Here is a 20,882-nt window from a genome sequence, read left to right on the forward strand (position 1 = left end):
CTCCCTTATCCTCGCCCCTTAATAATCTTTCACAGGTCCGGCGCTACCTGTAAGGCTTTCATTACCCTGCTCATATTTTTCACAAACTTAGTAATGTGACGTAAGCCCTCTTCATCCTTCGCGGCATCCCGAGCTCCACGGCTACCGGCAACCGCCATGGTCCAGTAGCTGGAACCGGGAACTATGATATCGTTGATGAAGAACCACAATAACAGTTGAGCAAAAGCCGTATTGTGTCCCGCCCTCCGGGCCACAGTAATGGGACCACCGACTTTGCCAGAGAACTGTTCGCCGGTCCACAGGCGTACGAAGCCAGCCCGATCTAATAGGGCCATCAGTTGGGGATGAACCGAACTAAAATAAACCGGTGTGCCAATGATTAATCCATCAGCTTCTGCCATCTTTTGATAAACAAACTCAAAGTCATCATCTTCCTGAACGCACTTCCTAGCTGTCAAACATCCGTAGCACCCCTGGCACGGTTTTATAACCAGCTCCTTCAAAGAGACCAATTCTGTCTTAAACTCGGTATCAGGAAAAAGAGAAAGGGCATAACGTACCAGATATTCTGTATTGCTGTTTTCTCTCAAGCTGCCGGAAATACCCAATACCTTTAGCAATCTTAATCACCCCTGCTGTTTAGAATCTCATGGAAGCCTTCCATTAGCCCCCGTTCCTATTCTCTTTACCCCCACCTGATCACCGTAGCGGTAAAGGCGTAACCTGTCCCGGCACCCAAGAAAACTACATGGTCGCCCGGTTTAACTTTTCCCTGCTCAAGGGCTAGCTGCAAAGAAAGGTATTGGTCGGTATGTCCTGTATGCCCGTAATCCTCCAGGTATACGGATTGTTCCGGCCTTAAACCTAGCTCTTGTAGTATCGCTTCATGGGCGCTGCGCTTAATATGAATAATAGCCAGGTAGTCAATATCCGCCCTCGTTAAGCCGCTCTTCTGCAGGGCAATATCCACCGGTTTAATAAAGGCAGGGAGAGAACGCTCGGCCAGATCTCTTTTCATTCGCTCAGGATCAGGTAGTACGAGTTTCCATCCGTATTTATCGAGATTCTCATGGGTTATAGGATATTTAGTCCCGCCCAGTAGAGGTATCACATCATCGGCAAAAATAGGTTCAGTGTGGATACCTGTACCTAAGATAAGGTTTTTTTCATATCCTCGTTTTATGATAGCTGCATGTCCGGAAGGAGCCATATCAAACATAAAAGTTTGATTCGGATCTTCATAGTTAACCAAGTAAGCATTAGTATTTCCCCCGGCAATCAACACGGTATTAATATCGTCGTTGGTTAAAATCAGATCTTTAGCGAGCTTCAAGGCCAGAGGTGTGGCTGCGCAGCGGTAAGAGATATCAAAAGCCCAACAATTATAAGCACCCAATTCCTTCTGGATTTTAATAGATCCTGTCCAGCAAATGTATTCTTTGTACTCTTCGCCCGGATAGATTATAAGATCTATTTCTTCCGGGCTGATGCCAGTTTTATCAAGTAACTTCTTGGCTGCCTTGATGGCCATAGTTACACAATGGTCATCAGGTCCTCCTACCGGCTTGCGATTCACTCCCAGTTTTTCTCGTATTACATTTTCCGGAATCCCTGTAAGCTTCGCCAGCTCACTGGCGTCCATAAAAGTGTCCGGGAGGTAAATTTCGAAGTCGACTAAACCTACAGGAATCTCTGCCTTGCACATACATATGTCACCTCAATACTTCTATAAGTTTTTATATTTCTCCCTGTTATACGTCGGACTATAACAGGGTTATTCTCACACTCAAGCTTTTTAGCATTTACGACAGTTCGAGCATCTGCGCCTCTTTCCGTAGTTCTTCACGAAAGTCAGGGTGGGCAATACTGATAAGAAGTTTGACCCGATCCCTGATACTTCTCCCCTTTAGATGAGCTATTCCATATTCTGTAACTACATAATCTACTTCCGCGCGAGTGAGGGTTACCCTAGCTCCAGCCGGTAGAGAAGGAACTATGGTAGAAATTGTACCGTTCTTTGCCGTAGAACGGAGCGCAATAATGGATTTACCACCCGGTGACTTCTGGGCGCCCATAGCCGTTTCAAATTGCCCACCTGTACCGCTATACTGGACCGGACCTATAGACTCGGAAACGACTTGGCCCGTAAGGTCTATCTGTAAAGCCGTATTTATGCTTACCATCTTATAATTCTGGGCAATCACACAAGGATCGTTCGTGATCCTGCCCCGTTGGAATTCTACCGCCAGATTTTCCCGGACAAAATCATACAGTTTCCTGGTCCCCAGGGCAAAAGCGCCCACCATTTTTCCTGGCCAGAGTGTCTTCTTACGCCCGGTAATCACTCCCGCTTCCCACAAGTCTACCATGCCGTCCGTAAACATTTCGGTATGCACGCCTAGATCTTTCTTGTTCATCAAGTTGCGAGCTATAGCATTGGGTATACCGCCTATCCCTAACTGAATAGTCGACCCGTCTTCAATCAGCTCGGCAACGTAAGCTCCAATAGCCTCATCGATTGCATCAGGTTCCGCTGGCGGTATTTCAATAAGAGGTCGTTCGTTCTCCACTATATAATCCACCTGACTTATGTGTACGTGAGTATCGCCATAGGTACGGGGTAGATTGGGATTTATCTCCAAAACTACCAGTTTTGCTGCCTCTAGCCAGTCCTTTTCATAAGAGAGGGAAAGGGAGAGAGAGAAATATCCATATCTGTCCATGGGACTTGCTGTGCCCCAAAAGATGTCCAGGGGATTGTTGGCTAAGATAAGCCCACCCCAATCCCGTCCATTAGATGGGATAAAAGATACCGTGCCCAAAGCATGCCCCTTGCGCTCATACCCACCATAAAAGAGACTTTCCAGCAAGAAGTGGCCTTTCATACTAGGATCTAAGAAGTAATCAAATCCAGCCCCCAGTGTTAATGCCGTTATAATCCTCACATTCTCAAGTTCATCTCGCCTTTTCCCTAAGGCGCTAAGGAGGCCAACAGGCGTGGAAGCAGTCATAGCTGCTCCTATCGTTTGCCCAGATTTTACCATCTTAACTGCTTCATCAATGCTAATTAACTTCCGGCGATATTCATCCTGGACGTTCATGTTTTTGTACCTCCCTTAGCCGATTTTTTATTCCATTTAGCCAGGCAGGTACAAGCCCTGCCTGGCCGTAACCTCTAGTTAGCGCTAATAAGGCTTAAACCTCAGGAGTTACAGATGATGCAGGAATATAGCCTTTCTTTTTAGGCAAGACAGCCCGTTCCTGTTGTGGCGTGGCTAAAGAAACCACTATCAAGACGGCAATGGAGACTAAGAAGGAAATAGCCCCACCTCCTATAGATTTTTTACAATTATAAATTAACCCTGGCTGGTGACAAAAAGGTTACTCCCAGGTAACAAAAAAACAAAAAAGCACCCCGCGACCTCCAGAAGGCCGGGATGCTATAATTCATAACCTTGAAGTTATAACAGATTCTAAAGGTTATATTTGACTGATGGTATCTTTAAGTAAGTTCAAAATCTCCCCGGAAGGACGGATACCAAGGTATTTTCGTACAGCTTCCTTGTACTGCTGGTAAACCTGGACAGCCCGGGTTTTCTGCCGCAGCTTCCCATAGCACTGGATCATTAGACGATAGGCGTTCTCCCAGCAGGGGTCAACTTTAAGGTTTTGCCCGCATACGTATAGGCACCGGTAATAATCTTCCTGTTCCAGGTATATTCTTGCCAATCCATCATTGGCCGATAAATATAAGTCTCGCATTCGTTCCCTTTCTAAAGCAGCCCAATCTTCATATAAAGCATCCTCCAAGTAATCTCCAGCATATAACGCTATGGCTTCTTCCAGGAACTCCTGAGCCAGAACTTTTTTCCCTTTGCTCAAATATTCCAAGCCCGTTTTCACTTTTTGGATGAAAATATCTACATCCACTTCTACATCTTCCCCAGTACGGAGGCCATAACGATTGCCTTCCCGGATTATGAAATAAGAAGTTCCCCCTGGTCGCCGGGGTTCCAAGACATTATTCAAGGCCACCAAAGTAACTTTAAAATTGCTGTCAGCTCTCTCTTCTTCTTTTTCCGGCCACAACATTTCCATTAGCTTTTCTTTAGCCAGCAAAGAACCGCGGTAAGTTACCAATATCTCTAATAGCCGTTTGGCTTTATCTCTGCGCCATTCTTTGCTGGACACCTTTTGAGGACCGCGATAGACTTGGAGTTCTCCCAACGCTTTAATACCCAATTTATAGCCAGGATGGTACCCTTGATGAGAGTGTGCTAACTGTTCCCCAAGAAAGCCTTTAACAAAACAGGAAGTAAGAAATAACTTCAGCTCTCCTATCTCCCTTGGTCTCCAAAGGCACGCGCGCTCGAGCAAAAATCTATAACCATGCTGATTGAGCTTATATTCCAATTCTTGCCCTATAAGTGAAAAGCATTCATAGGAACTAGTACGCCAATAAGTTAAAGCTTCCCATAAAAGAGCTACCACTGGCCCAAAGGTATCCCCGCAATCTGCTAGAGTTTTTCTGGTTTTAAGAAATAAATCTAAGGCTTGGTTATAAGAACCACTATTATAATAAGCTATACCCAAGGCTAGTTCAGTTAAGGCAGCAAGCCAGCGGTCATTTACTTCATGGCAAATTTGATAACCCATCTCAGCGTAATAACGCGCTCTGCTCAAATCTCCTTTAAAAGCATAAGCTAAAGTTAACCCCCACAGAGGCTCCCCCTTCCCTCGCGGCGTGCTAACCCGATCCGACAGTTCTATCGCTCTGTGATACCATTGTACCGCCTTTTCCAACTCATTCATAACATTATAAACCTGACCGATACGCGCAGCAGCCACGGATTCGGTAAAGGGGGACCCTACTCTCTGACTAGCCTCTAGCACTTCCCAGGCCAACTCTAAAGCCCGCTCTAAATTCTGACCTGTTAAACTATATAACAAAGAAAGTACCAGTTTTATTTCCCTGTGAGATTTGGGAGACAGATCGCTTTCATCCCTAGTTAATTCCTGTTCTATATAATTTATATCCTCTTCCAGCTGCCCGGTCCGTAAAAGTAGTCGGGCTTTCAAATGCTTAGAAATATTATACCCTGAAGCTACAGCACGGGCGATGTAGCTCTGGGCCTCCACCAGCTTACCTTGGTTTAAAGAATTTTCTCCCAGCAACTCTAGGATAGACCCTGTATTGGAAAAACCGGCTTGTTCACGAATCTTGTAGGCTTCATATAATAAGGGATCGGCCTTGACGGGTTGAACAGTATCGAGAAATACCAGGGCTTTTTTTTCCAGTGCTGCTGCTACACCTAGATTATCTCCTATCTTCTCCCAGAGAAATCGAGCTTTTTCATAGGACGATAGGGCCTCTTCGAAGTAACTGGTAAGCCTTTTGACATCGCCCAATAATAAGTATAAGTGAGGATGTGTGTTATATATTTCTTCTGGTATCTCTTCCAGCCATTTTATAATTTTCCTGTATTGGGCCGTCTTTATCAAAGACCCTGCTATTTCTAAAATTATAGTTATAGCACGGTCATACATCTTTGCCATGAGAAAATGATAAATTGCCTCTTCTGGCAACCCTTCCTGTAAAAAATATTCCCCTACTTGAGCATTTAATAGCTTTAAGTTCACCCCTTCTTTTTCAGCTATATGGAGCAAAAAACGCCTGAAAAGCTTATTAAACCTATAAGTACCTCGACCGTAATCATGAATAAAGAGCCCTTTATCAATTATTTGGTACAAATTCTTTATACCGTCGGAACCAAAAAGAGCCGCACAAATTCTCTCATTGAGATCACGCAATACAGCAGATTTAAGAATAAAAGTACGCAGTTCTGGCGGCTGGTTCTGTAAAACTGAAATAGCTAAGAATTGGAACAAATCCTGTATGTTTTCCTGCTCCTCTGGAATAAAAATTTCCCTCCGGCCCGCCCCCTGGCTACTTGCTAGCATGGCTACTGCTATAGGCCACCCATCGGTAAGTTCTAAAATAGCTTGAACTTCTTGTTCTGTTAATTGTTTTCCGTACTTTATTTTAAAAAGCTGTTCTATCTCCTGAGCATCAAAAGCTAAATCATTTTGCTCAATATACAAAATGCGGCCTTTCAACTTCCATTCTGGCAGGAAGGAAAAGTTAAAAGGGGTTCGGGAGGTAATAATTAGATGAAGGTTTGGGGGTGAATAACGAATTAAATGCTCTATAACTGTATTAACTTCATCCTGGTTAATTTGATGGTAATCTTCAATGATAAAATATAAATCCTTGTTTGGTATGCTTATTAACTCATTGATCCATAAGTTTAAAATATACTTCCAGGATTGTCTGAAATCTTCACTTTCCTTTAAAACCTCTATAGACCTAATTGGAGTTTCCTTGATGTTAGCACTAGCTGTCAGAAAACTTGACAGAAATACAGGTAATTCATTGTCTTCCTTGTCCAGATTTAACCAAAAACAACTATATCCCTGAAGATGAAAATAATAACTCAAAGCCGCACTCTTACCGTAACCTGGACCAGCTAAAATCAAGATTAAAGGATATTTATTTATCTCTTTTATCTTTTTGTAGAACCGTGAAGTAAGGATTATCTCTTTGCCAGTAGAAGGCATCATAAATTTAGTTATCGGAAAAGTATCTGCTTTCACCTCTCCCCCCTCCTTATATGATAGTAATTGTAAAGGTCCGGTCTCTGATATTTGAAAAGGTAATAACGAAAGAAACAATAGCCATAGTCATCCATGTTTCAAAGAATTACTCTCCAATATCCCTGCCTCTTATTCTTAAACTACATTTAACTGGGCTTGCCCGAACCATCTCCGCTTTTACTTCGCTTACTCTCCACTTTCTGAACACATGAATCATAAAGTAAAGTTTAATCTACCCATTTCAAACCGCTGTACGCCAACCCTTGATCAACGCTAAAGCTTCAGAGCGCAAGGCTTCATCATCATGGAGCACGCCCCGCACGGCGGAAGTAACTGTTAAGGATCCTGGCTTTTTTACACCCCGCATAGTCATGCACATATGCTCAGCTTCTATTACCACTATAACTCCTAGCGCCCGAACATACTGCATAATAGCATCGGCGATCTGTTTAGTAAGGCGTTCCTGGAGCTGGGGCCGCTTAGTAAAAACTTCAATTCCCCTCACCAATTTGCTTAACCCCACAACCCGACCTTTACGCGGGATATAACCCAAGTGCACCTTACCAAAAAAGGGTAAAAGATGATGCTCGCACATGGAATAAAAAGGAATATCTTTAACTATGACCAGCTCTTCATGCTCTTCGGTGTAGTGCACGGTGAAAACAGCCGCTGGATCCTGCAGTAGCCCTGCAAAAATTTCCTGATACATTTTAGCCACCCGCCGGGGGGTATCCCGGAGGCCCTCCCGGTCGGGGTTTTCCCCAATAGCCTCTAATATCATGCGGACTGCTCGCTCAATTTTATCCACCTCAAACATCAATGATTCCAACCCACCTATCTCAATTTTTTGCTTAAATCTCCCTCTATCTCTCGCTCTCTTAGATTTTCAAGTTTTTCATCCTCCATCTAAGAAACGAGAGAGAAGGGTTAAAAATTACCATGGGTATTTTTGAGTATTTTTTATCCTAAGGTTTTGGGTGGACCCTCACCTTAAAATTCGCCCCCAGGCTACCCTATCATTTCTCGCAGGGTCTTGCCCTTTCATTCCTTCGTCCTGCCTTAAGGGGGCGGGTGGGGCCTGCCTTTACTTAATTACAGGGTCTATGCCCTTATGGAGGGATTTGGCTTCCCCCACCCAAAACCTCCCTAGCTCTTTAAGCTACTTTCTTTAGTTGTTCTTCCCGGTATTTCCCTAATACTTTGCTGGCATCATATTCCTTCTTCTGGGTAATAAGGGTAAACATCACCCGCACTAGCTTTAAAGCCACAGCTACTAGAGCCTGCTTCCTCGTTAAAGGATTTTCCGGCCTCTTTAAGAAATAATGATATAGCGCTTTAAATTCTTTGTTCTTAGCCACTAGAATAAGGCTCGCCTGGTAAAGTAGATTCCTTAGCCCCGGCCGACCCCTCTTGGATATGGTGGTCTTGGCCTTCTGTTTCTTCCCCGATTTCTGGGCCGTTAGGTTATAACCAGCTAGTTTCCGTATCTGTCTCCAGTGCTGGTATTTCGCTGGGTCACCTATCTCCCCTAAAAAGCCTGCCGCTGTTACTACCCCTACCCCAGGAATGCTTAAAAGATAATTCGCTAAACCTGTCTCCTCTAGGTATCGCCCCATGGCTTCCTCTGTCTTCCTTATTTGACCTTGGTAAAACTCGATTTCTTCCAAGCAGGCTTGAAGTTTGACTTTAGCCCCTTCTAGCCCTTCTTTAACACCTATGCTCTTTTCTGCTGCTTGCCTTAGAGCAAGAGCCCTCTTTATCCCTACTCTACTGTTCGAGGCTTGTTTTAGCCCTTCTTCTAGTTCTTCTAACTTTAGGCTTAATATGTCCTTAGGAAAGGGACAGTTCCTTAAGACCCACTGGGCTGCCTTGCCTAAAAGACTCTTAAATACTTCCATTAGCTCGGGAAAATATTCATCTACTATGGCTTTAAGCTGGCAGAGGGCAGCGTTAAGTTTTTTGTGTTCCTGCTGCCGGGTAATATAAAGGGTCCTCAGTTCTGCATATATCCCTTCCGGTAAAATGCAGTGCAAGAATTTGCCCTCTTTTACCAGTTGGGCTATAAGGCCTGCATCCTTGCGGTCGTTCTTGTCTTGGCTATTGTCTTCCATCTCTTTGCTGTTTTTAACGTGATAAGGATTTACAATTACTACAGTGTAACCTGCCTCTTTTAGGAAATAGGCTAGAGGTTTCCAGTAGTGTCCTGTGGGTTCCATGCCTATAATGATACGTTCCGCCTTCTCTTTCTCCTTGGCTTCGCTTATTTTCCCTAGTAGACGGCAGAAACCTTCTCTGCTATTATGAAAGTAGAACGGTTTTACTACGTCGATACCCATGCTGTTATATATCCGGGCGTAATGGTTTTTCTTAGCTACATCCACTCCCACGATCAGCACGTTGCCATAAACTAAGGCTTTCTTTTCGGCCTTTTGCATCGCTTGCTCGCCTCCTGGTATCTGAGGTTTTGTCGTTCAATTCCTTTCTACCAGGAGGCTTTCTTATTGGCAACGGCTATCCTAAATCATTACAGGAATGCTTACATAAAAATCTTCTCTAAAATTTCAGAGGCCCGTAATATTCTACTTTAGTGGGGTGCTTAAGCTGGGCCAAGAAATCTTTAGCCGTCTTGCCAGCGTAAATCTCTTCTTCCGTCACTTCCGCCAAGGGTACCAAAACAAAGGATCTTTCAAAAGCTCGGGGGTGAGGGATTATAAGCTCAGGCAAGTTTATCCTTTCTTGCCCGTATAAAATAATATCTATATCGATGGTACGTGGCCCCCAGTGGATCTTGCGTTCCCGCTGCAGCATAACCTCTATCCGCTGGGTTTCCTGTAAGAGCTCAAGGGGGCTCAAATCTGTCTCACAAGCCACCACTGCATTAAGGAACCAATCCTGTTCTTTATAGCCCACCGGTTCAGTCAAGTAAAGGGATGAAGTCCTACGAACAGTGATACGAGGATGATTATGGAGTAGTCGCACGGCCTGGCGGATATATTCTTCTTTGGGTTCAATGTTAGACCCTAAGGCTAAAATTACCCGCGTAAGCTGGCGACGTGTTATCTCTACCTGGACGCCGGAGAGTATTCCAGGTATAGGTACCTCCGGTTTAGAAACAGTAACTGTAACTTGTTGTACAACTTTAAACTGCTCTAACACCTTACCCGCGATTCTTTCCGCCAAGGCCTCGATAAGGTTAAATTTTTCTCCTTCAACTATGTGCTTAACTAAGGAGTAAATTTTGGTATAGTCAATGCTTTCTTGGATGGAATCCTTATGCCCTGCAGGGTAAAGGTCCAGGTATAGAACCACATCCACCAAGAAACGCTGCCCTAAAGCCTTTTCTTCAGGAAGCACGCCATGATAACCGTAAAAGGACATCCCTTTTAAAGAAATCTTATCCATGGTAATAGCCCCTCACTATGGCATCAGCCATCTGTACCACCTGTCTCATCTCCCCAACATCATGTACACGCACAATATCAGCCCCTCCAGCGATACTTAAGGCTACTGTGGCCGCTGTACCTAGGAGACGCTCATGTACGGGCAAATTAAGAATCTTACCGATGAAAGATTTCCGGGAGGTTCCCACTAGGAGGGGTTGCCCTAAGGCTTTAAATTCTTTAAGAGATTGCAAAATCTTAAGATTGTGCTCCACCGTCTTCCCAAACCCGATTCCAGGATCAATAATCACTTTTTCCCTAGGTAAACCAGCCTTCACGGCCAACTCTACACCTTCACGCAGGTATTCCTTTACCTCCGCTACCACATCCTCGTAAGTGGGATTCTCCTGCATGTTCTTTGGTGTACCTTTTATATGCATAACCACTACGGGACAGCCGAAACGGGCCACCACCTCAGGCATCTGGGGATCGCCCCGCAATCCAGTGATATCATTAATTAGGGTGGCTCCCCGTTCCAAGGCCTGCCGCGCCACCTCTGCCTTGTAAGTATCTATAGAGATAGGCACTTTGAGTTCACGAGCCAGCCTTTCTACCACAGGGAGAACCCGGCGCAACTCTTCCTCTAAGGGAACAGGATCTGATCCTGGCCGTGTAGACTCTCCTCCCACATCAATGATATCCGCGCCAGCCTCCACCATTATGTGAGCCCGCTCTAAAGCCCGGCCCAGGTCAAAATACAAACCGCCGTCGGAAAAAGAGTCCGGTGTAACATTGAGTATACCCATAATGTAAGTGCGCTCACCAAAGGAAAAATTGTATCCGTTATAACTAAAACCTTGTACATTTAGCCCTTGCTCCAAATTAAGTTTCCCCCTCCCAAACCCTAAACCATTCTACTTAAAACAGCAAATTTACTATTTCGCCCAGAGCTATACCTTTGCCTTATACTTATTGCGAATTTTAATTATCCATAATCCTCTTTTCCCCAGTAATAGCTTGGAGGGGCTTTATATCCATGGTTACCTCTAAAGTACCTATGAAGTTACCCTCCTCATCCCTTACTGCAAAATACTGGATAAGCACATATTTATCACCGAATCTAATCCAGAAACTTTCCTTATCCTTCCGGCCAGAGCGAAAATCATCTATAAGCTTTTCCACTATGTGCACGCTAGCAGGGGGGTGACAATTCTCTACTCTACGGCCGATAATAGCCTTGGTACGGGCAAAAATTCGTTCCTTGGTAGCGGAAAAGAATCTGACCACGTTATCTTTATCTACAAAAGTGATATCCACAGGAAGATGGTTAAAGATGAGCTCTATCTCTTGGGGAGTTAAGAACCCCGTAGGGAACTTGATATACCTTTCATCTTCTGAGGTAACTAGTTTCTTCTCTTGAATATTCACCCGGGAGGGACGCCATTCCTGCTGGGGTTCGATAAGACAGTAACCTATGGTATCGCTTTCCTCCATAATATGGTACCATTCATCCTCCGTTAAGGTCTCTAAGGCCATAGGGAATAGGATCTTCTCTTCTTTGAATATCATATCACTAACTTTAGCCAGGGTTTCCCGTATTTTACCTAAAAGTTCCTCTTTCTGCCCTGGAACGTACTCTAAGGCTAAGGCTTTAGCTTTTTTTATAAGCCCTCTTATCTCGTCATCTACACCCCACATAACCTTAGGAGGACCGGTGATATTATATTTTTCTAGATAAGGGAAAAGTAAATTCTCCTTACGGCGATAATGTTTATCTATATCGCTTAGTAGGTTAAGCTTCTCGGCTATCTTTAAGGCCAATTCTTTCTCTTGCGTTTGGGGGGCTTTCTCCAGTTCCTCTAAGAGGGGCTTTATCTCTTCCTCCATCAACTTAGTGAGGGCCCGGTTTTCCTCCTTAAAAGTATAAACGGGGTGGCCAGGTACCATATCCGGTGTTACCGCTTTCTCCAACCCTTCCCTAAACACTGCCGCGTGGACATCACACAGCCGCTGTACCTCTTCAACCGGCAAACCTTCATTTATAAGTTCCTGCTCAATGAGGGAAACTTCTGTAGGGGCTACATTTTCCAGAAGTTCCCGAAACCTTCCTTTAACCTCTTCTACACTTTTGCCTTGATGTAAGGCAAGGATGATTTCCTTTAAAGCTTTCTTCCGGTATTCTCTACTTTCTAGAAGTTCGCTCATGGGATTCTCCTCCGTAAAAATAAGATTTAATGTCATTAAGGTTCTTTTTTAAGGAATAATATACCTCAATTTTTATGTTTCTCCTGCCTAAAGATACAAATATACTAAGATTAGTATCCCCATTTATCACGTTAAACCTGGAAACCCCATCTGCCTTAGGGCCTCATATAAAACTAGGGCAACGCTACTAGCCAAATTGAGGGAGCGTAAGCCTGGGCGCATAGGAATACGTAAGACGCGCTCTCCGGCTTGGGATAAGATATCTGGGGATAAACCCCGGGTCTCGGGCCCAAAAATAAGAAAATCTTCGTCGCTATACTTCACTTCAGTATATAACCGCCTACCTTTAGTAGAAAAGTAATAGCAGTTGGCAGCAGGATAAGCCTGGCAAAAGGCAACCCAGCTACTATGTTCCTCTATGATTACTTTATCCCAGTAATCTAACCCAGCTCGGCGCAGGTACTTTTCGCTTAAAGAAAAACCTAAAGGATGGATAAGATGGAGGATACTCCCAGTAGCAGCACAGGTTCGGGCAATATTACCTGTATTTTGGGGTATCTCGGGTTCAACTAAAACTACATGAAGGGGCATAGAATTAAACCGTCCTCCGGTTTTATTTTTACAAGACCTCAGTATGATAATCCAATACCTCCAGTTCGTCTTGCGCTTCAATAAAACGCAGGATGGCTGCTAGAATTTCATCCGCATGTTGAGTTGCATTACTAACACAGGCTATTCCTAGGGTAGCCCTGGTATGGGAATTTTGATGATCTACTTCGGCAGCCGCTACTTGATAACGCTGTCTTACCCTATCTAGCAGCCCTTTGATCACCCGGCGCTTATCCTTTAAGGTCTGTGCTTCCAAGAGACGAAGCTCTATAGTACAGACCCCTACCACCATTTATTCTCGTACCCCTTCCTGTTTTATCATAACATTAAAGACCCAATAAAATCCTTAGGCGCTCTTCTATAGCTGCCATAGTTTCAGATCTGACTTTGCCTAAACGCTGTATGAGCCTTTCCTTAGAGATGGACCTAACGTCCTCACACTTGATAAAGCTGGCTGACTTTACCCCGCCCTCAGGCGGGATCAATTTTACGTGAAACGGAATTCCCTTGTCCCTGGTAGTCAACGGAATTACTACCACTATACCCGCTGGTCCGTGGTTAAAAGGGTCAACTGAAACAATTAAAGCCGGGCGTGTGCCGGCCTGTTCGTGAGCGCGAACAGGAGTAAGCTTAACAAGCCAAACTTCCCCGCGGTAGGGCATCGGTTCTGTCCTATCTATCGAGGCCATCATTCAGCGTCACATCCCAAACTTTTCTTTCCTCCTGCTCTAGCTCCCACTCTTCGCTGTCAGCCCTCAACGCAGCAAAAGCAGCATTGGCCTGCTCCAGAAATCGCTGGCGCTTATACGCCTCAAGGGCTTTGAGCAAAATTTCCTGGCGGGATTCACCAGTAAGGCAAGCTATCTCTTTAAGCATATTTAGCGCTTCCTCAGAAATACGAGTTACGGGCATCATTGCCACCCCCAACACAATGTTATCTACAAATTAGCATACCCATCTGTATACATTTTTGTCAACATACCTATTCTCTATTTGGATAGCTAATTCCTGCTTTATCTTCCTTCTGCTCATAGGTATAATTGCAGAGGGAAAAGTAATTTTCGAAGGAGCCTCAAGGAGGAAAAAGCTCATGGGCATGAACTTAGCTGAAAAAATCATAGCCTCCCACTTGGTGGAGGGAAGGATGGTACCCGGGGAAGAGATCGGTATCCGTATAGACCAGACCCTCACCCAGGATGCCACAGGGACCATGGCCTACTTGGAGTTCGAAGCTCTAGGTATAGACCGCGTGCGTACTAAGCTCTCCGTAAGTTACGTAGACCATAATACCCTCCAGACCGGCTTCGAAAATGCTGACGACCACCGCTTCCTCCAAAGCATAGCTGCCAAGTACGGGATCATCTTCTCCCGCCCAGGAAACGGCATCTGTCACCAGGTGCACCTGGAGAGGTTTGCTGCCCCCGGTACCACTTTGCTGGGCTCCGACAGCCACACGCCTACAGCCGGAGGTATAGGCGCCCTAGCCATCGGTGCCGGAGGACTAGAAGTAGCCGTGGCCATGGCTGGCGGCCCCTTTTATTTTACCATGCCGGAAGTTATCCGCATCAACCTCCATGGCCGCCTTTCCCCTTGGGTGAGCGCCAAGGATGTTATCCTGGAAGTGCTTAGGATTCTAACTGTTAAAGGCGGGGTAGGAAAGATTATAGAATATGGCGGGGAAGGGGTAAAAACACTCTCTGTCCCGGAGAGGGCTACCATCGCCAATATGGGGGCAGAACTCGGGGCCACTACTTCTATCTTCCCCAGCGATGAGGTAACCCTAGCTTTCCTCAAAGCCCAGGGGCGGGAGAAGGACTGGGTAGAACTCCTACCCGACCCGGACGCCCGTTATAGCCGCATCATTGATATTGATCTCTCTAGCCTAGAACCCCTGGTGGCTAAGCCCCATATGCCCGACAACGTAGCTAAGGTACGGGAAGTAGGACCTATAAAGGTAGACCAGGTAGCCATAGGTAGCTGTACTAATTCTTCTTATATAGACCTCATGCGGGTGGCCGCTATTTTGAAGGGAAAACGCGTACACCCGGAAGTTAGCCTGGTCATATCCCCCGGATCCCGGCAGGTATTTTATCTTTTAGCCCAAAACGGTGCCTTAGCCGATCTTATCGCTTCTGGCGCCCGTATCTTAGAGTGCGCCTGCGGTCCTTGTATAGGCATGGGACAGGCCCCGCCTTCAGGTGGAGTCTCCTTGCGTACCTTTAACCGTAATTTCCGGGGCCGGAGCGGTACGGCCGACGCTTTAGTATATCTTGCCAGCCCAGAAACAGCGGCGGCCACAGCTTTGACCGGTGTCCTCACCGACCCGCGGGAGCTAGGCGAGCCCATTTCCATCGCTTTTCCCGAGCGCTTCCCCGTGGACGACGGCTTAATTTTATACCCGCCAGCTTCTAGTGAAGGAGTGGAAATCAAGCGGGGGCCTAATATAAAGCCTTTGCCCCAGGCCCAGCCTTTGCCCGAAGTGATCAGCGCTCCTGTACTCTTGAAAGTAGGAGATAATATAACTACAGACGACATCTCCCCCGCGGGCGCTAAATATTTACCTTTACGTTCCAATATACCAGCCCTGGCCGAGCATGCCTTTGAAGGAATAGACCCTACCTTTGCTCGCCGGGCTAAAGAAGCCGGCCAGGGAGTAATTGTAGGCGGCCAAAATTATGGCCAAGGCTCAAGCCGCGAACACGCCGCCCTCTGCCCCATGTACTTGGGTATCAAAGCAGTGATAGCTAAATCTTTCGCCCGCATCCATCGGAGCAATCTTATCAATTTCGGTATCCTACCTCTCACCTTCGTCGAAGAGAAGGATTACGATGACATCCAGCCCGGTGACCAATTAATTATTGACTTAAAGGATAGGCTTGGTGGGGAAGTCTTAACTATAAGGAACGCCACCCGTGGTACTTCCTTTAAGGTACGCCATAACCTTTCTCCTAGGCAGAAGGAAATCATCTTGGCCGGTGGCCTATTAAATTATACAAAGAAAAAACTCTAAAAAAGGCCGGGACTGTCCTCCCGGCCTTAAAAACTAATATTATTTAACCATGGATCAATACTGGCAAACAGCGAGTACATACCCATGTGCTCTGGCCACGATACCGGGTAAAAAGGAGCACCCCGTTATCTTCTCCTCTACCACACCGGAAGCAGGTTATCCCTTGACCTTGAAGTTTCTTTTCCGCTAAATTTCTTTCGGCGGCTTCCGGATCAAAAGGGGGTGCCTCCCGCTCTTCTATGGACAAAGCACCCACCGGGCAGATCGAGAGGCAGACACCGGCGCCGTCACAGAGCTCCTCGCGCAAGACCTTAGCCTTACCGTTCACTATTTCAATGGCCCCTTCCGCGCACGGTGTAACGCAAAGGCCACAGCCAGTACAAAGCTCCTCATCGATACGTACAATCTTACGCTTCATACACACCTCACCCTTTCCTTTCTAGCGGTGCTCATCAAAAAACCCTCTAATCGACTGAGAAGCACCTTTTCACTTAATCTTCCTTTGGGAAGGATCCTACACCTTTTCTCCGGTGGGGTAAGTGATCCAGATCAATTTTCTTTGTGATAATAACTACAGTAAGCCTGTACAGGGCAAACAGGGCAGTCGGGACGAAAAGAACGACAGACACGTCGGCCATGGAAAATAAAAAGATGGTGAGCCTCTCCCCTCGTTCCGGGAGGTAAAATAACCATCAATTGTTCTTCAGCCTCTTCCGGCGTCCTAGCCTGGACTAACCCCAATCTATTGGTTACCCGGAAAACGTGGGTGTCTACGGCAATAACATCTTGCCCAAAGGCTTGGCTTAAGACTACATTGGCTACCTTACGCCCTACACCAGGAAGGTGCAAAAGTTCCTCCCGGGTACGGGGAACCTCTCCTCCATACTTTTCCACCAGCTCCCGGGCAGTAAAAACTAAATGCTGACTCTTATTACGGTAAAGGCCCAAACTCCGTATAAGCTCAGCTACCTCTTCCGGTGAAGCCTTGGCCAGATCCTCCGGAGTAGGGTATTGGGCAAAGAGCCTCTCCGTTACTCTGTTAACCTGGCGGTCCGAAGTCTGGGCCGAAAGAATTGCTGCTATCAATAACTCGTAAGGGTTGCGAAAACGTAGTTGGGGTCCTGCTTGGGGATAAGCCTCGCGCAAAAGCTGCAAAATAGCCTGTACTTTGTATCCTTGCATAAAACCCCCTTCTTTTAACTAAACCTAATAAAAAACTTACATGGCCGCCTAAATTTAAAAGCGTGAAGCCTTTAAGATAAGGAGGAAAACATATGCTTTGTGCAGAGGTGAGCCTTTATCCGCAGAAGACGACCCGGGCCAGCGAGATTATTAATGAGTCTATCCAAGTGTTGAACGCTCAGAGGTTGGAATATAAAGTAGGATCTCTAAGTACTCACCTACATGGCCCGGAAGATCAGGTTTGGGCTGGATTACGGGAAATGTTTGAAAAGGCCAGCCAGTCTGGCGAAGTGAGCATGGTGGTTACCCTCTCCAATGCTGCCCATTAATCTTAAAGCCCCCTCCTTATCTTTTAGAGGGGGCTTCGAACTCCTTAGGCCGCCCTTGGTCCCACAGCAGCTAATTCCGGTGCCACACCTTTAAATTTGTTAAAGTTCTCGGTAAACAACCGGGCAAGCTTTTGGGCCATCTCGTCATACTCCTTAGGATCAGGCCATGTATTGCGCGGCTGTAAGACTTCAGCTGGAACCCCTGGGCAGGACTTGGGTACTAAGATCTGGAAGATGGGATGGGGTTCCATCTCCACTTCCTCCAGCTCTCCAGATAGGGCAGCCTGAACTACAGCCCGGGTAAGTTTAATGCTCATACGCTGACCCACCCCGTAGGGGCCACCCGACCACCCGGTGTTCACCAAGTACACGTTAACCCCATACTTATCGATCTTCTCGCCCAACATGCGAGCATAAACGGCGGGTGACAGGGGCAAAAAGGGCGCCCCAAAGCAGGTGGAAAAGGTAGCTTCGGGGGTAGTCACTCCTCTCTCTGTACCAGCCAGCTTGCTAGTATAGCCAGAAAGGAAATGGTACATGGCCTGCTCCTTAGTAAGCTTAGCGATGGGGGGTAGGACACCGAAGGCGTCGGCAGCCAGGAACAATATGGTACGCGGGTGGCCACCTACCCCAGGGACAATAGCGCCAGGGATAAATTCCACAGGATAGGCCGCCCGGGTGTTTTCAGTCAGAGCAGCAGAATCGTAATCTGTTTCTCGTGTTTCTTCATCCACCACTACATTTTCTAAAACCGCTCCGAAGCGGATGGCATTCCAGATCTGGGGTTCATTCTCGGCAGATAAAGAGATACATTTAGCATAGCATCCACCTTCAAAGTTAAAAATACCCTGGTCAGACCACCCATGTTCATCGTCGCCTATAAGCCTACGCTGGGGATCAGCTGATAACGTCGTCTTCCCCGTGCCAGAAAGGCCAAAGAAAAGGGCAGTATCCCCTTCCGGCCCCATATTAGCCGAGCAGTGCATAGGTAGCACCCCTATCTGGGGCAGCCAGTAGTTCATGACCGTAAAGATAGATTTCTTCATCTCGCCTGCGTAGCTGGTACCGCCGATAAGGATAAGTTTCTCTTCCAAGTTTAGAATTATAAAAGCTTCTGAACGAGTACCATCTATTTGAGGTTCAGCCTTAAACCCGGGAGCACATATCACTGTAAACTGAGGTTGATGGGTAGCCAGCTCCTCCCTGGTAGGGCGTATGAAAAGCTGATGTACAAAAAGATTTTGCCAGGCTAGTTCATTCACTACCCTTACTGCCAGGCGGAAACGGGGGTCAGCACCGACAAAACCGTCGAAAATGAACAATTCCCTGTTTTGAAGGTAAGCCAAAAGCCGCTGGTAAATTTGCTGAAATTTTTCCGGCTCTATCGATTGGTTAACCGGTCCCCAGTGGATCTGGTTATGGATAGAGGGCAAGTCTACTATATACTTATCGTTAGGCGAGCGGCCCGTATATTTGCCTGTTTTTACTACCAAAGCACCATTTTTAGCTAAGATCCCTTCTCCACGACTTAAGGCTATCTCAATCAATTTAGGTACAGGAAGGTTGCGGTAAATGCGGCCTGCGTTATATAAATCCATCCCCATTTCCCTTTCCTTTTTCCCTTCTCTTCAAGCAAACTCTTTACAGACCGAGTGCAATATACCATAATGGGGCAGGGGCGTCAACAGGAGGAAGAGAAGTATACTGTATCCTTAAAACAAAGCCCTATATAAGTAAATTTAACGCTTGTGTTCTAAGGGCCAGAATAAAAATACCTCCTTCAGCAGCATGCCATGGCCAAGGCCGGCCAGCCTTCAGGATCTTCTCCTCCACCTCCTTAAAATACGTTTTCACGCGTTCGCTATCACCCATAAGAGCTGCTGCCCAGGCTACCAAAGGAGTAGTAAAAGAAAGGGCAGAGACACTCCGGTGCCAATCAGGATAGTTACGTAAAAAAGCGGTATAAATTAAGCGCGCTTCCTTGTCTTTAGGTTTTAAAAGCCCACAAATAAGGGGAAAAAGCTGGGCCAGGGCATCAGGATACCACTTTTTCCAATTAGGTCTTAACCGCAGGCCAAAGCGATAAATAGCCGGACAAAAACCTTCACCCACCCACATTTTGCGTAAGATAGCTTCTTTTACTTTTCTAGCTAGCTTTTGATAAAAGTAAGCTTTATGTTTATCTCCCCACACTTCTTCCTGGAGAAAAGCATAATTTTGTAGCCCCTCGTAGACTTCACAGTTGTCCATAAGATATTTGACTTGCCAGTCCGGCCGGGCCAAAGTGAGCCCATCTTTATCGCGGGTAGCCAAGATAGCCCCCGCCACTGTTTCCAGCTCATCTTTATGTTTTTTAAGCCAGCTCGTCTCCCGGGTAGCCAGATAATAACGCCAAACAAGGGTAAGAAAAGTGGCTGCATAAGAGTCAGAAGAATCATAGCTCCCTTCCGGTATTTCCTCTCCATTAGTGGCCACAGTATAATCGTAGACCGTTCCGTAGATACCAAACCGGTCGGGTCGTTCCAAATGGGCCAGGTACCAATTAAGGTATGCCCGTACCCGGTCCTCCTGTCCCCCGGCCTCAATTACACCGTAGAGGGCTAGATGTGCAAAGTAAGGAACTATGCGCTGCCTTTCTGGATAAGAAGTAACAATGGCTCCCGAAGGAAGCTGGTGTGTCTCAATAATCCATTTCGCTTCTTCTTGGATAAGAAAGTTGTACACGCTAAAGAACCCCGCCCTATACTATGGCGGGGTCCGGGAAAATGGTACCATTGAGATAAGGCTAATGGGGGAGTAACCTTAGGGAAAAGAACAGAAGTAAAATCATAATGGCGTTCCAGGTGCTGTGGGCCACCACCGGGGCTATCAAGGAACCGCTCCGCTCGTATAAATAAGCTAACCCCCACCCCCCCACAGCCAAGGGAAGAAAGCGAAATAAATCAAAATGGAGTACGGCAAAAAGGAGGCTACTAGCCACTTGTCCCACCAGGGTTCCGTAACGCGCCTTTAATACAGGATAAAAAAAGCCGCGGAAATAGACCTCCTCTGTGATAGGGGCTAAAAAAGAGCCTAAGAATAGGGGGAGAAGAAGATCCCGGAAGCCCCGGGCCCTCCTTACCAACTCGGCGAAGGGTTGGGGAGCGGGCTCAGGCAAAAAATGCTGAAGCAATCCTCCAAGGAGGATTACTACTAAAAAAAGTATAACTCCTCCACCCAAGCCTAGCCCCAACGAGCGTCCTAAGTTCCGCCACTTTAAGCCTAATTCACCTAAGTTGCGGCCGTATTTAAACCTTACTAAATAATATACCCCGGATAATACAGCTATAGCTTGTATTCCCCCTGCTAACAAAAACTGGTAAGCCAGGGGTGGCCGCCAACCCGCCCATTTTAGAAAGAAGCTCGTACCATACCCTGAAGCGGCAAGTAAGCCTAGAACTACCAAACTATCTTTAATAGTCCAAGGAGGGGTACTCCGGGGATCCTTAACCATAAAATTTCACCTCATTGTTA

20 protein-coding genes are annotated in these 20,882 nt (G+C 46.3%); 2 read left to right on the top strand and 18 right to left on the bottom strand.

The window, feature by feature from the left end; all coding sequences use genetic code 11:
- Positions 1 to 29: 29 nt before the first annotated feature.
- The 13 genes from B9A14_RS14175 to B9A14_RS14235 all read right to left on the bottom strand — a co-directional run bounded on the left by B9A14_RS14175 (position 30) and on the right by B9A14_RS14235 (position 13,760).
- The gene (locus tag B9A14_RS14175; RefSeq protein ID WP_084666500.1) at positions 30 to 620 is read right to left on the bottom strand and encodes a flavodoxin family protein; all 591 of its coding nucleotides are present in this window, start codon (positions 618 to 620) and stop codon (positions 30 to 32) included.
- 65 nt (positions 621 to 685) lie between these two features.
- Positions 686 to 1,705, bottom strand: a complete 1,020-nt coding sequence (locus tag B9A14_RS14180; RefSeq protein WP_084666501.1) for a 3-oxoacyl-ACP synthase — start codon at positions 1,703 to 1,705, stop codon at positions 686 to 688.
- Positions 1,706 to 1,802: 97 nt separating this feature from the next.
- On the bottom strand, positions 1,803 to 3,101 hold the full coding sequence (locus B9A14_RS14185; protein WP_084666502.1) for an acetyl-CoA hydrolase/transferase family protein: 1,299 nt from the start codon (positions 3,099 to 3,101) through the stop codon (positions 1,803 to 1,805).
- A gap of 379 nt (positions 3,102 to 3,480) precedes the next feature.
- The gene (locus B9A14_RS14190) at positions 3,481 to 6,654 is read right to left on the bottom strand and encodes a BTAD domain-containing putative transcriptional regulator (protein ID WP_084666503.1); all 3,174 of its coding nucleotides are present in this window, start codon (positions 6,652 to 6,654) and stop codon (positions 3,481 to 3,483) included.
- Between the two features lie 241 nt (positions 6,655 to 6,895).
- Positions 6,896 to 7,471 carry a GTP cyclohydrolase I FolE gene (folE, locus tag B9A14_RS14195; RefSeq protein WP_172839174.1) on the bottom strand — a complete coding sequence of 192 codons (576 nt, stop codon included), beginning with the start codon at positions 7,469 to 7,471 and terminating at the stop codon, positions 6,896 to 6,898.
- 337 nt (positions 7,472 to 7,808) lie between these two features.
- Positions 7,809 to 9,089 (bottom strand): IS110 family RNA-guided transposase, encoded by a 1,281-nt coding sequence (locus B9A14_RS14200; RefSeq protein ID WP_084664592.1) that lies wholly within the window; start codon positions 9,087 to 9,089, stop codon positions 7,809 to 7,811.
- 118 nt (positions 9,090 to 9,207) lie between these two features.
- Positions 9,208 to 10,056 (bottom strand): 2-amino-4-hydroxy-6-hydroxymethyldihydropteridine diphosphokinase, encoded by an 849-nt coding sequence (gene folK, locus B9A14_RS17835; RefSeq protein ID WP_084666505.1) that lies wholly within the window; start codon positions 10,054 to 10,056, stop codon positions 9,208 to 9,210.
- Positions 10,049 to 10,915, bottom strand: a complete 867-nt coding sequence (gene folP / locus B9A14_RS14210; protein ID WP_231967791.1) for a dihydropteroate synthase — start codon at positions 10,913 to 10,915, stop codon at positions 10,049 to 10,051. Before folP ends, folK begins: the two co-directional genes overlap by 8 nt.
- Positions 10,916 to 11,015: 100 nt before the next feature.
- Positions 11,016 to 12,239, bottom strand: coding sequence for a DUF438 domain-containing protein (locus B9A14_RS14215; protein WP_084666506.1), 1,224 nt, complete (start codon positions 12,237 to 12,239; stop codon positions 11,016 to 11,018).
- A 126-nt stretch (positions 12,240 to 12,365) separates the two neighbouring features.
- Positions 12,366 to 12,830, bottom strand: coding sequence for a tRNA (cytidine(34)-2'-O)-methyltransferase (locus tag B9A14_RS14220; RefSeq protein ID WP_084666507.1), 465 nt, complete (start codon positions 12,828 to 12,830; stop codon positions 12,366 to 12,368).
- Positions 12,831 to 12,858: 28 nt separating this feature from the next.
- The gene (locus tag B9A14_RS14225) at positions 12,859 to 13,140 is read right to left on the bottom strand and encodes a DUF503 domain-containing protein (protein ID WP_084666508.1); all 282 of its coding nucleotides are present in this window, start codon (positions 13,138 to 13,140) and stop codon (positions 12,859 to 12,861) included.
- A gap of 34 nt (positions 13,141 to 13,174) precedes the next feature.
- Positions 13,175 to 13,540 carry a type II toxin-antitoxin system PemK/MazF family toxin gene (locus tag B9A14_RS14230; protein WP_231967793.1) on the bottom strand — a complete coding sequence of 122 codons (366 nt, stop codon included), beginning with the start codon at positions 13,538 to 13,540 and terminating at the stop codon, positions 13,175 to 13,177.
- The gene (locus B9A14_RS14235; RefSeq protein WP_084666509.1) at positions 13,521 to 13,760 is read right to left on the bottom strand and encodes a hypothetical protein; all 240 of its coding nucleotides are present in this window, start codon (positions 13,758 to 13,760) and stop codon (positions 13,521 to 13,523) included. Before B9A14_RS14235 ends, B9A14_RS14230 begins: the two co-directional genes overlap by 20 nt.
- Positions 13,761 to 13,938: 178 nt before the next feature.
- Here B9A14_RS14235 and B9A14_RS14240 point away from each other — a divergent pair, with 178 nt between their 5' ends.
- On the top strand, positions 13,939 to 15,858 hold the full coding sequence (locus tag B9A14_RS14240; RefSeq protein WP_084666510.1) for an aconitate hydratase: 1,920 nt from the start codon (positions 13,939 to 13,941) through the stop codon (positions 15,856 to 15,858).
- A 43-nt stretch (positions 15,859 to 15,901) separates the two neighbouring features.
- On the opposite strand, the gene B9A14_RS14245 is transcribed toward B9A14_RS14240, so the two are convergent.
- Entirely contained in the window at positions 15,902 to 16,276 is a 375-nt protein-coding gene (locus B9A14_RS14245) for an ATP-binding protein (RefSeq protein WP_084666511.1), read from the bottom strand.
- A gap of 131 nt (positions 16,277 to 16,407) precedes the next feature.
- Positions 16,408 to 17,040, bottom strand: a complete 633-nt coding sequence (nth, locus tag B9A14_RS14250; protein ID WP_084666512.1) for an endonuclease III — start codon at positions 17,038 to 17,040, stop codon at positions 16,408 to 16,410.
- A gap of 92 nt (positions 17,041 to 17,132) precedes the next feature.
- On the opposite strand from nth, the gene B9A14_RS14255 reads away from it, so the two are divergent.
- On the top strand, positions 17,133 to 17,369 hold the full coding sequence (locus B9A14_RS14255; protein WP_084666513.1) for a YkoF family thiamine/hydroxymethylpyrimidine-binding protein: 237 nt from the start codon (positions 17,133 to 17,135) through the stop codon (positions 17,367 to 17,369).
- A 44-nt stretch (positions 17,370 to 17,413) separates the two neighbouring features.
- Here the strand turns inward: B9A14_RS14255 and pckA are convergent, their stop codons facing one another.
- The 3 genes from pckA to B9A14_RS14270 form a co-directional block, all read right to left on the bottom strand.
- The gene (pckA, locus tag B9A14_RS14260) at positions 17,414 to 18,967 is read right to left on the bottom strand and encodes a phosphoenolpyruvate carboxykinase (ATP) (RefSeq protein WP_084667173.1); all 1,554 of its coding nucleotides are present in this window, start codon (positions 18,965 to 18,967) and stop codon (positions 17,414 to 17,416) included.
- A 127-nt stretch (positions 18,968 to 19,094) separates the two neighbouring features.
- Entirely contained in the window at positions 19,095 to 20,093 is a 999-nt protein-coding gene (locus tag B9A14_RS14265) for a glucosidase family protein (protein ID WP_084666514.1), read from the bottom strand.
- Between the two features lie 61 nt (positions 20,094 to 20,154).
- Positions 20,155 to 20,862 carry a CPBP family intramembrane glutamic endopeptidase gene (locus tag B9A14_RS14270; protein WP_084666515.1) on the bottom strand — a complete coding sequence of 236 codons (708 nt, stop codon included), beginning with the start codon at positions 20,860 to 20,862 and terminating at the stop codon, positions 20,155 to 20,157.
- Positions 20,863 to 20,882: the final 20 nt, after the last annotated feature.

The organism is Thermanaeromonas toyohensis ToBE (assembly GCF_900176005.1).
GTDB lineage: Bacteria > Bacillota > DSM-521 > Neomoorellales > Neomoorellaceae > Thermanaeromonas > Thermanaeromonas toyohensis.

Excerpts from the sequence above, each read along its gene's own strand:
- B9A14_RS14235 (WP_084666509.1), bottom strand. The coding sequence starts at position 13,760 with ATGCCCGTAACTCGTATTTCTGAGGAAGCGCTAAATATGCTTAAAGAG.
- pckA (WP_084667173.1), bottom strand. The coding sequence starts at position 18,967 with ATGGATTTATATAACGCAGGCCGCATTTACCGCAACCTTCCTGTACCT.
- B9A14_RS14245 (WP_084666511.1), bottom strand. The coding sequence starts at position 16,276 with ATGAAGCGTAAGATTGTACGTATCGATGAGGAGCTTTGTACTGGCTGT.
- B9A14_RS14230 (WP_231967793.1), bottom strand. The coding sequence starts at position 13,540 with ATGATGGCCTCGATAGATAGGACAGAACCGATGCCCTACCGCGGGGAA.
- B9A14_RS14240 (WP_084666510.1), top strand. The coding sequence starts at position 13,939 with ATGGGCATGAACTTAGCTGAAAAAATCATAGCCTCCCACTTGGTGGAG.
- B9A14_RS14255 (WP_084666513.1), top strand. The coding sequence starts at position 17,133 with ATGCTTTGTGCAGAGGTGAGCCTTTATCCGCAGAAGACGACCCGGGCC.
- B9A14_RS14270 (WP_084666515.1), bottom strand. The coding sequence starts at position 20,862 with ATGGTTAAGGATCCCCGGAGTACCCCTCCTTGGACTATTAAAGATAGT.
- B9A14_RS14200 (WP_084664592.1), bottom strand. The coding sequence starts at position 9,089 with ATGCAAAAGGCCGAAAAGAAAGCCTTAGTTTATGGCAACGTGCTGATC.
- B9A14_RS14215 (WP_084666506.1), bottom strand. The coding sequence starts at position 12,239 with ATGAGCGAACTTCTAGAAAGTAGAGAATACCGGAAGAAAGCTTTAAAG.
- folE (WP_172839174.1), bottom strand. The coding sequence starts at position 7,471 with ATGTTTGAGGTGGATAAAATTGAGCGAGCAGTCCGCATGATATTAGAG.
- B9A14_RS14180 (WP_084666501.1), bottom strand. The coding sequence starts at position 1,705 with ATGTGCAAGGCAGAGATTCCTGTAGGTTTAGTCGACTTCGAAATTTAC.
- B9A14_RS14185 (WP_084666502.1), bottom strand. The coding sequence starts at position 3,101 with ATGAACGTCCAGGATGAATATCGCCGGAAGTTAATTAGCATTGATGAA.
- B9A14_RS14220 (WP_084666507.1), bottom strand. The coding sequence starts at position 12,830 with ATGCCCCTTCATGTAGTTTTAGTTGAACCCGAGATACCCCAAAATACA.
- nth (WP_084666512.1), bottom strand. The coding sequence starts at position 17,040 with ATGCAAGGATACAAAGTACAGGCTATTTTGCAGCTTTTGCGCGAGGCT.
- B9A14_RS14225 (WP_084666508.1), bottom strand. The coding sequence starts at position 13,140 with ATGGTGGTAGGGGTCTGTACTATAGAGCTTCGTCTCTTGGAAGCACAG.
- folK (WP_084666505.1), bottom strand. The coding sequence starts at position 10,056 with ATGGATAAGATTTCTTTAAAAGGGATGTCCTTTTACGGTTATCATGGC.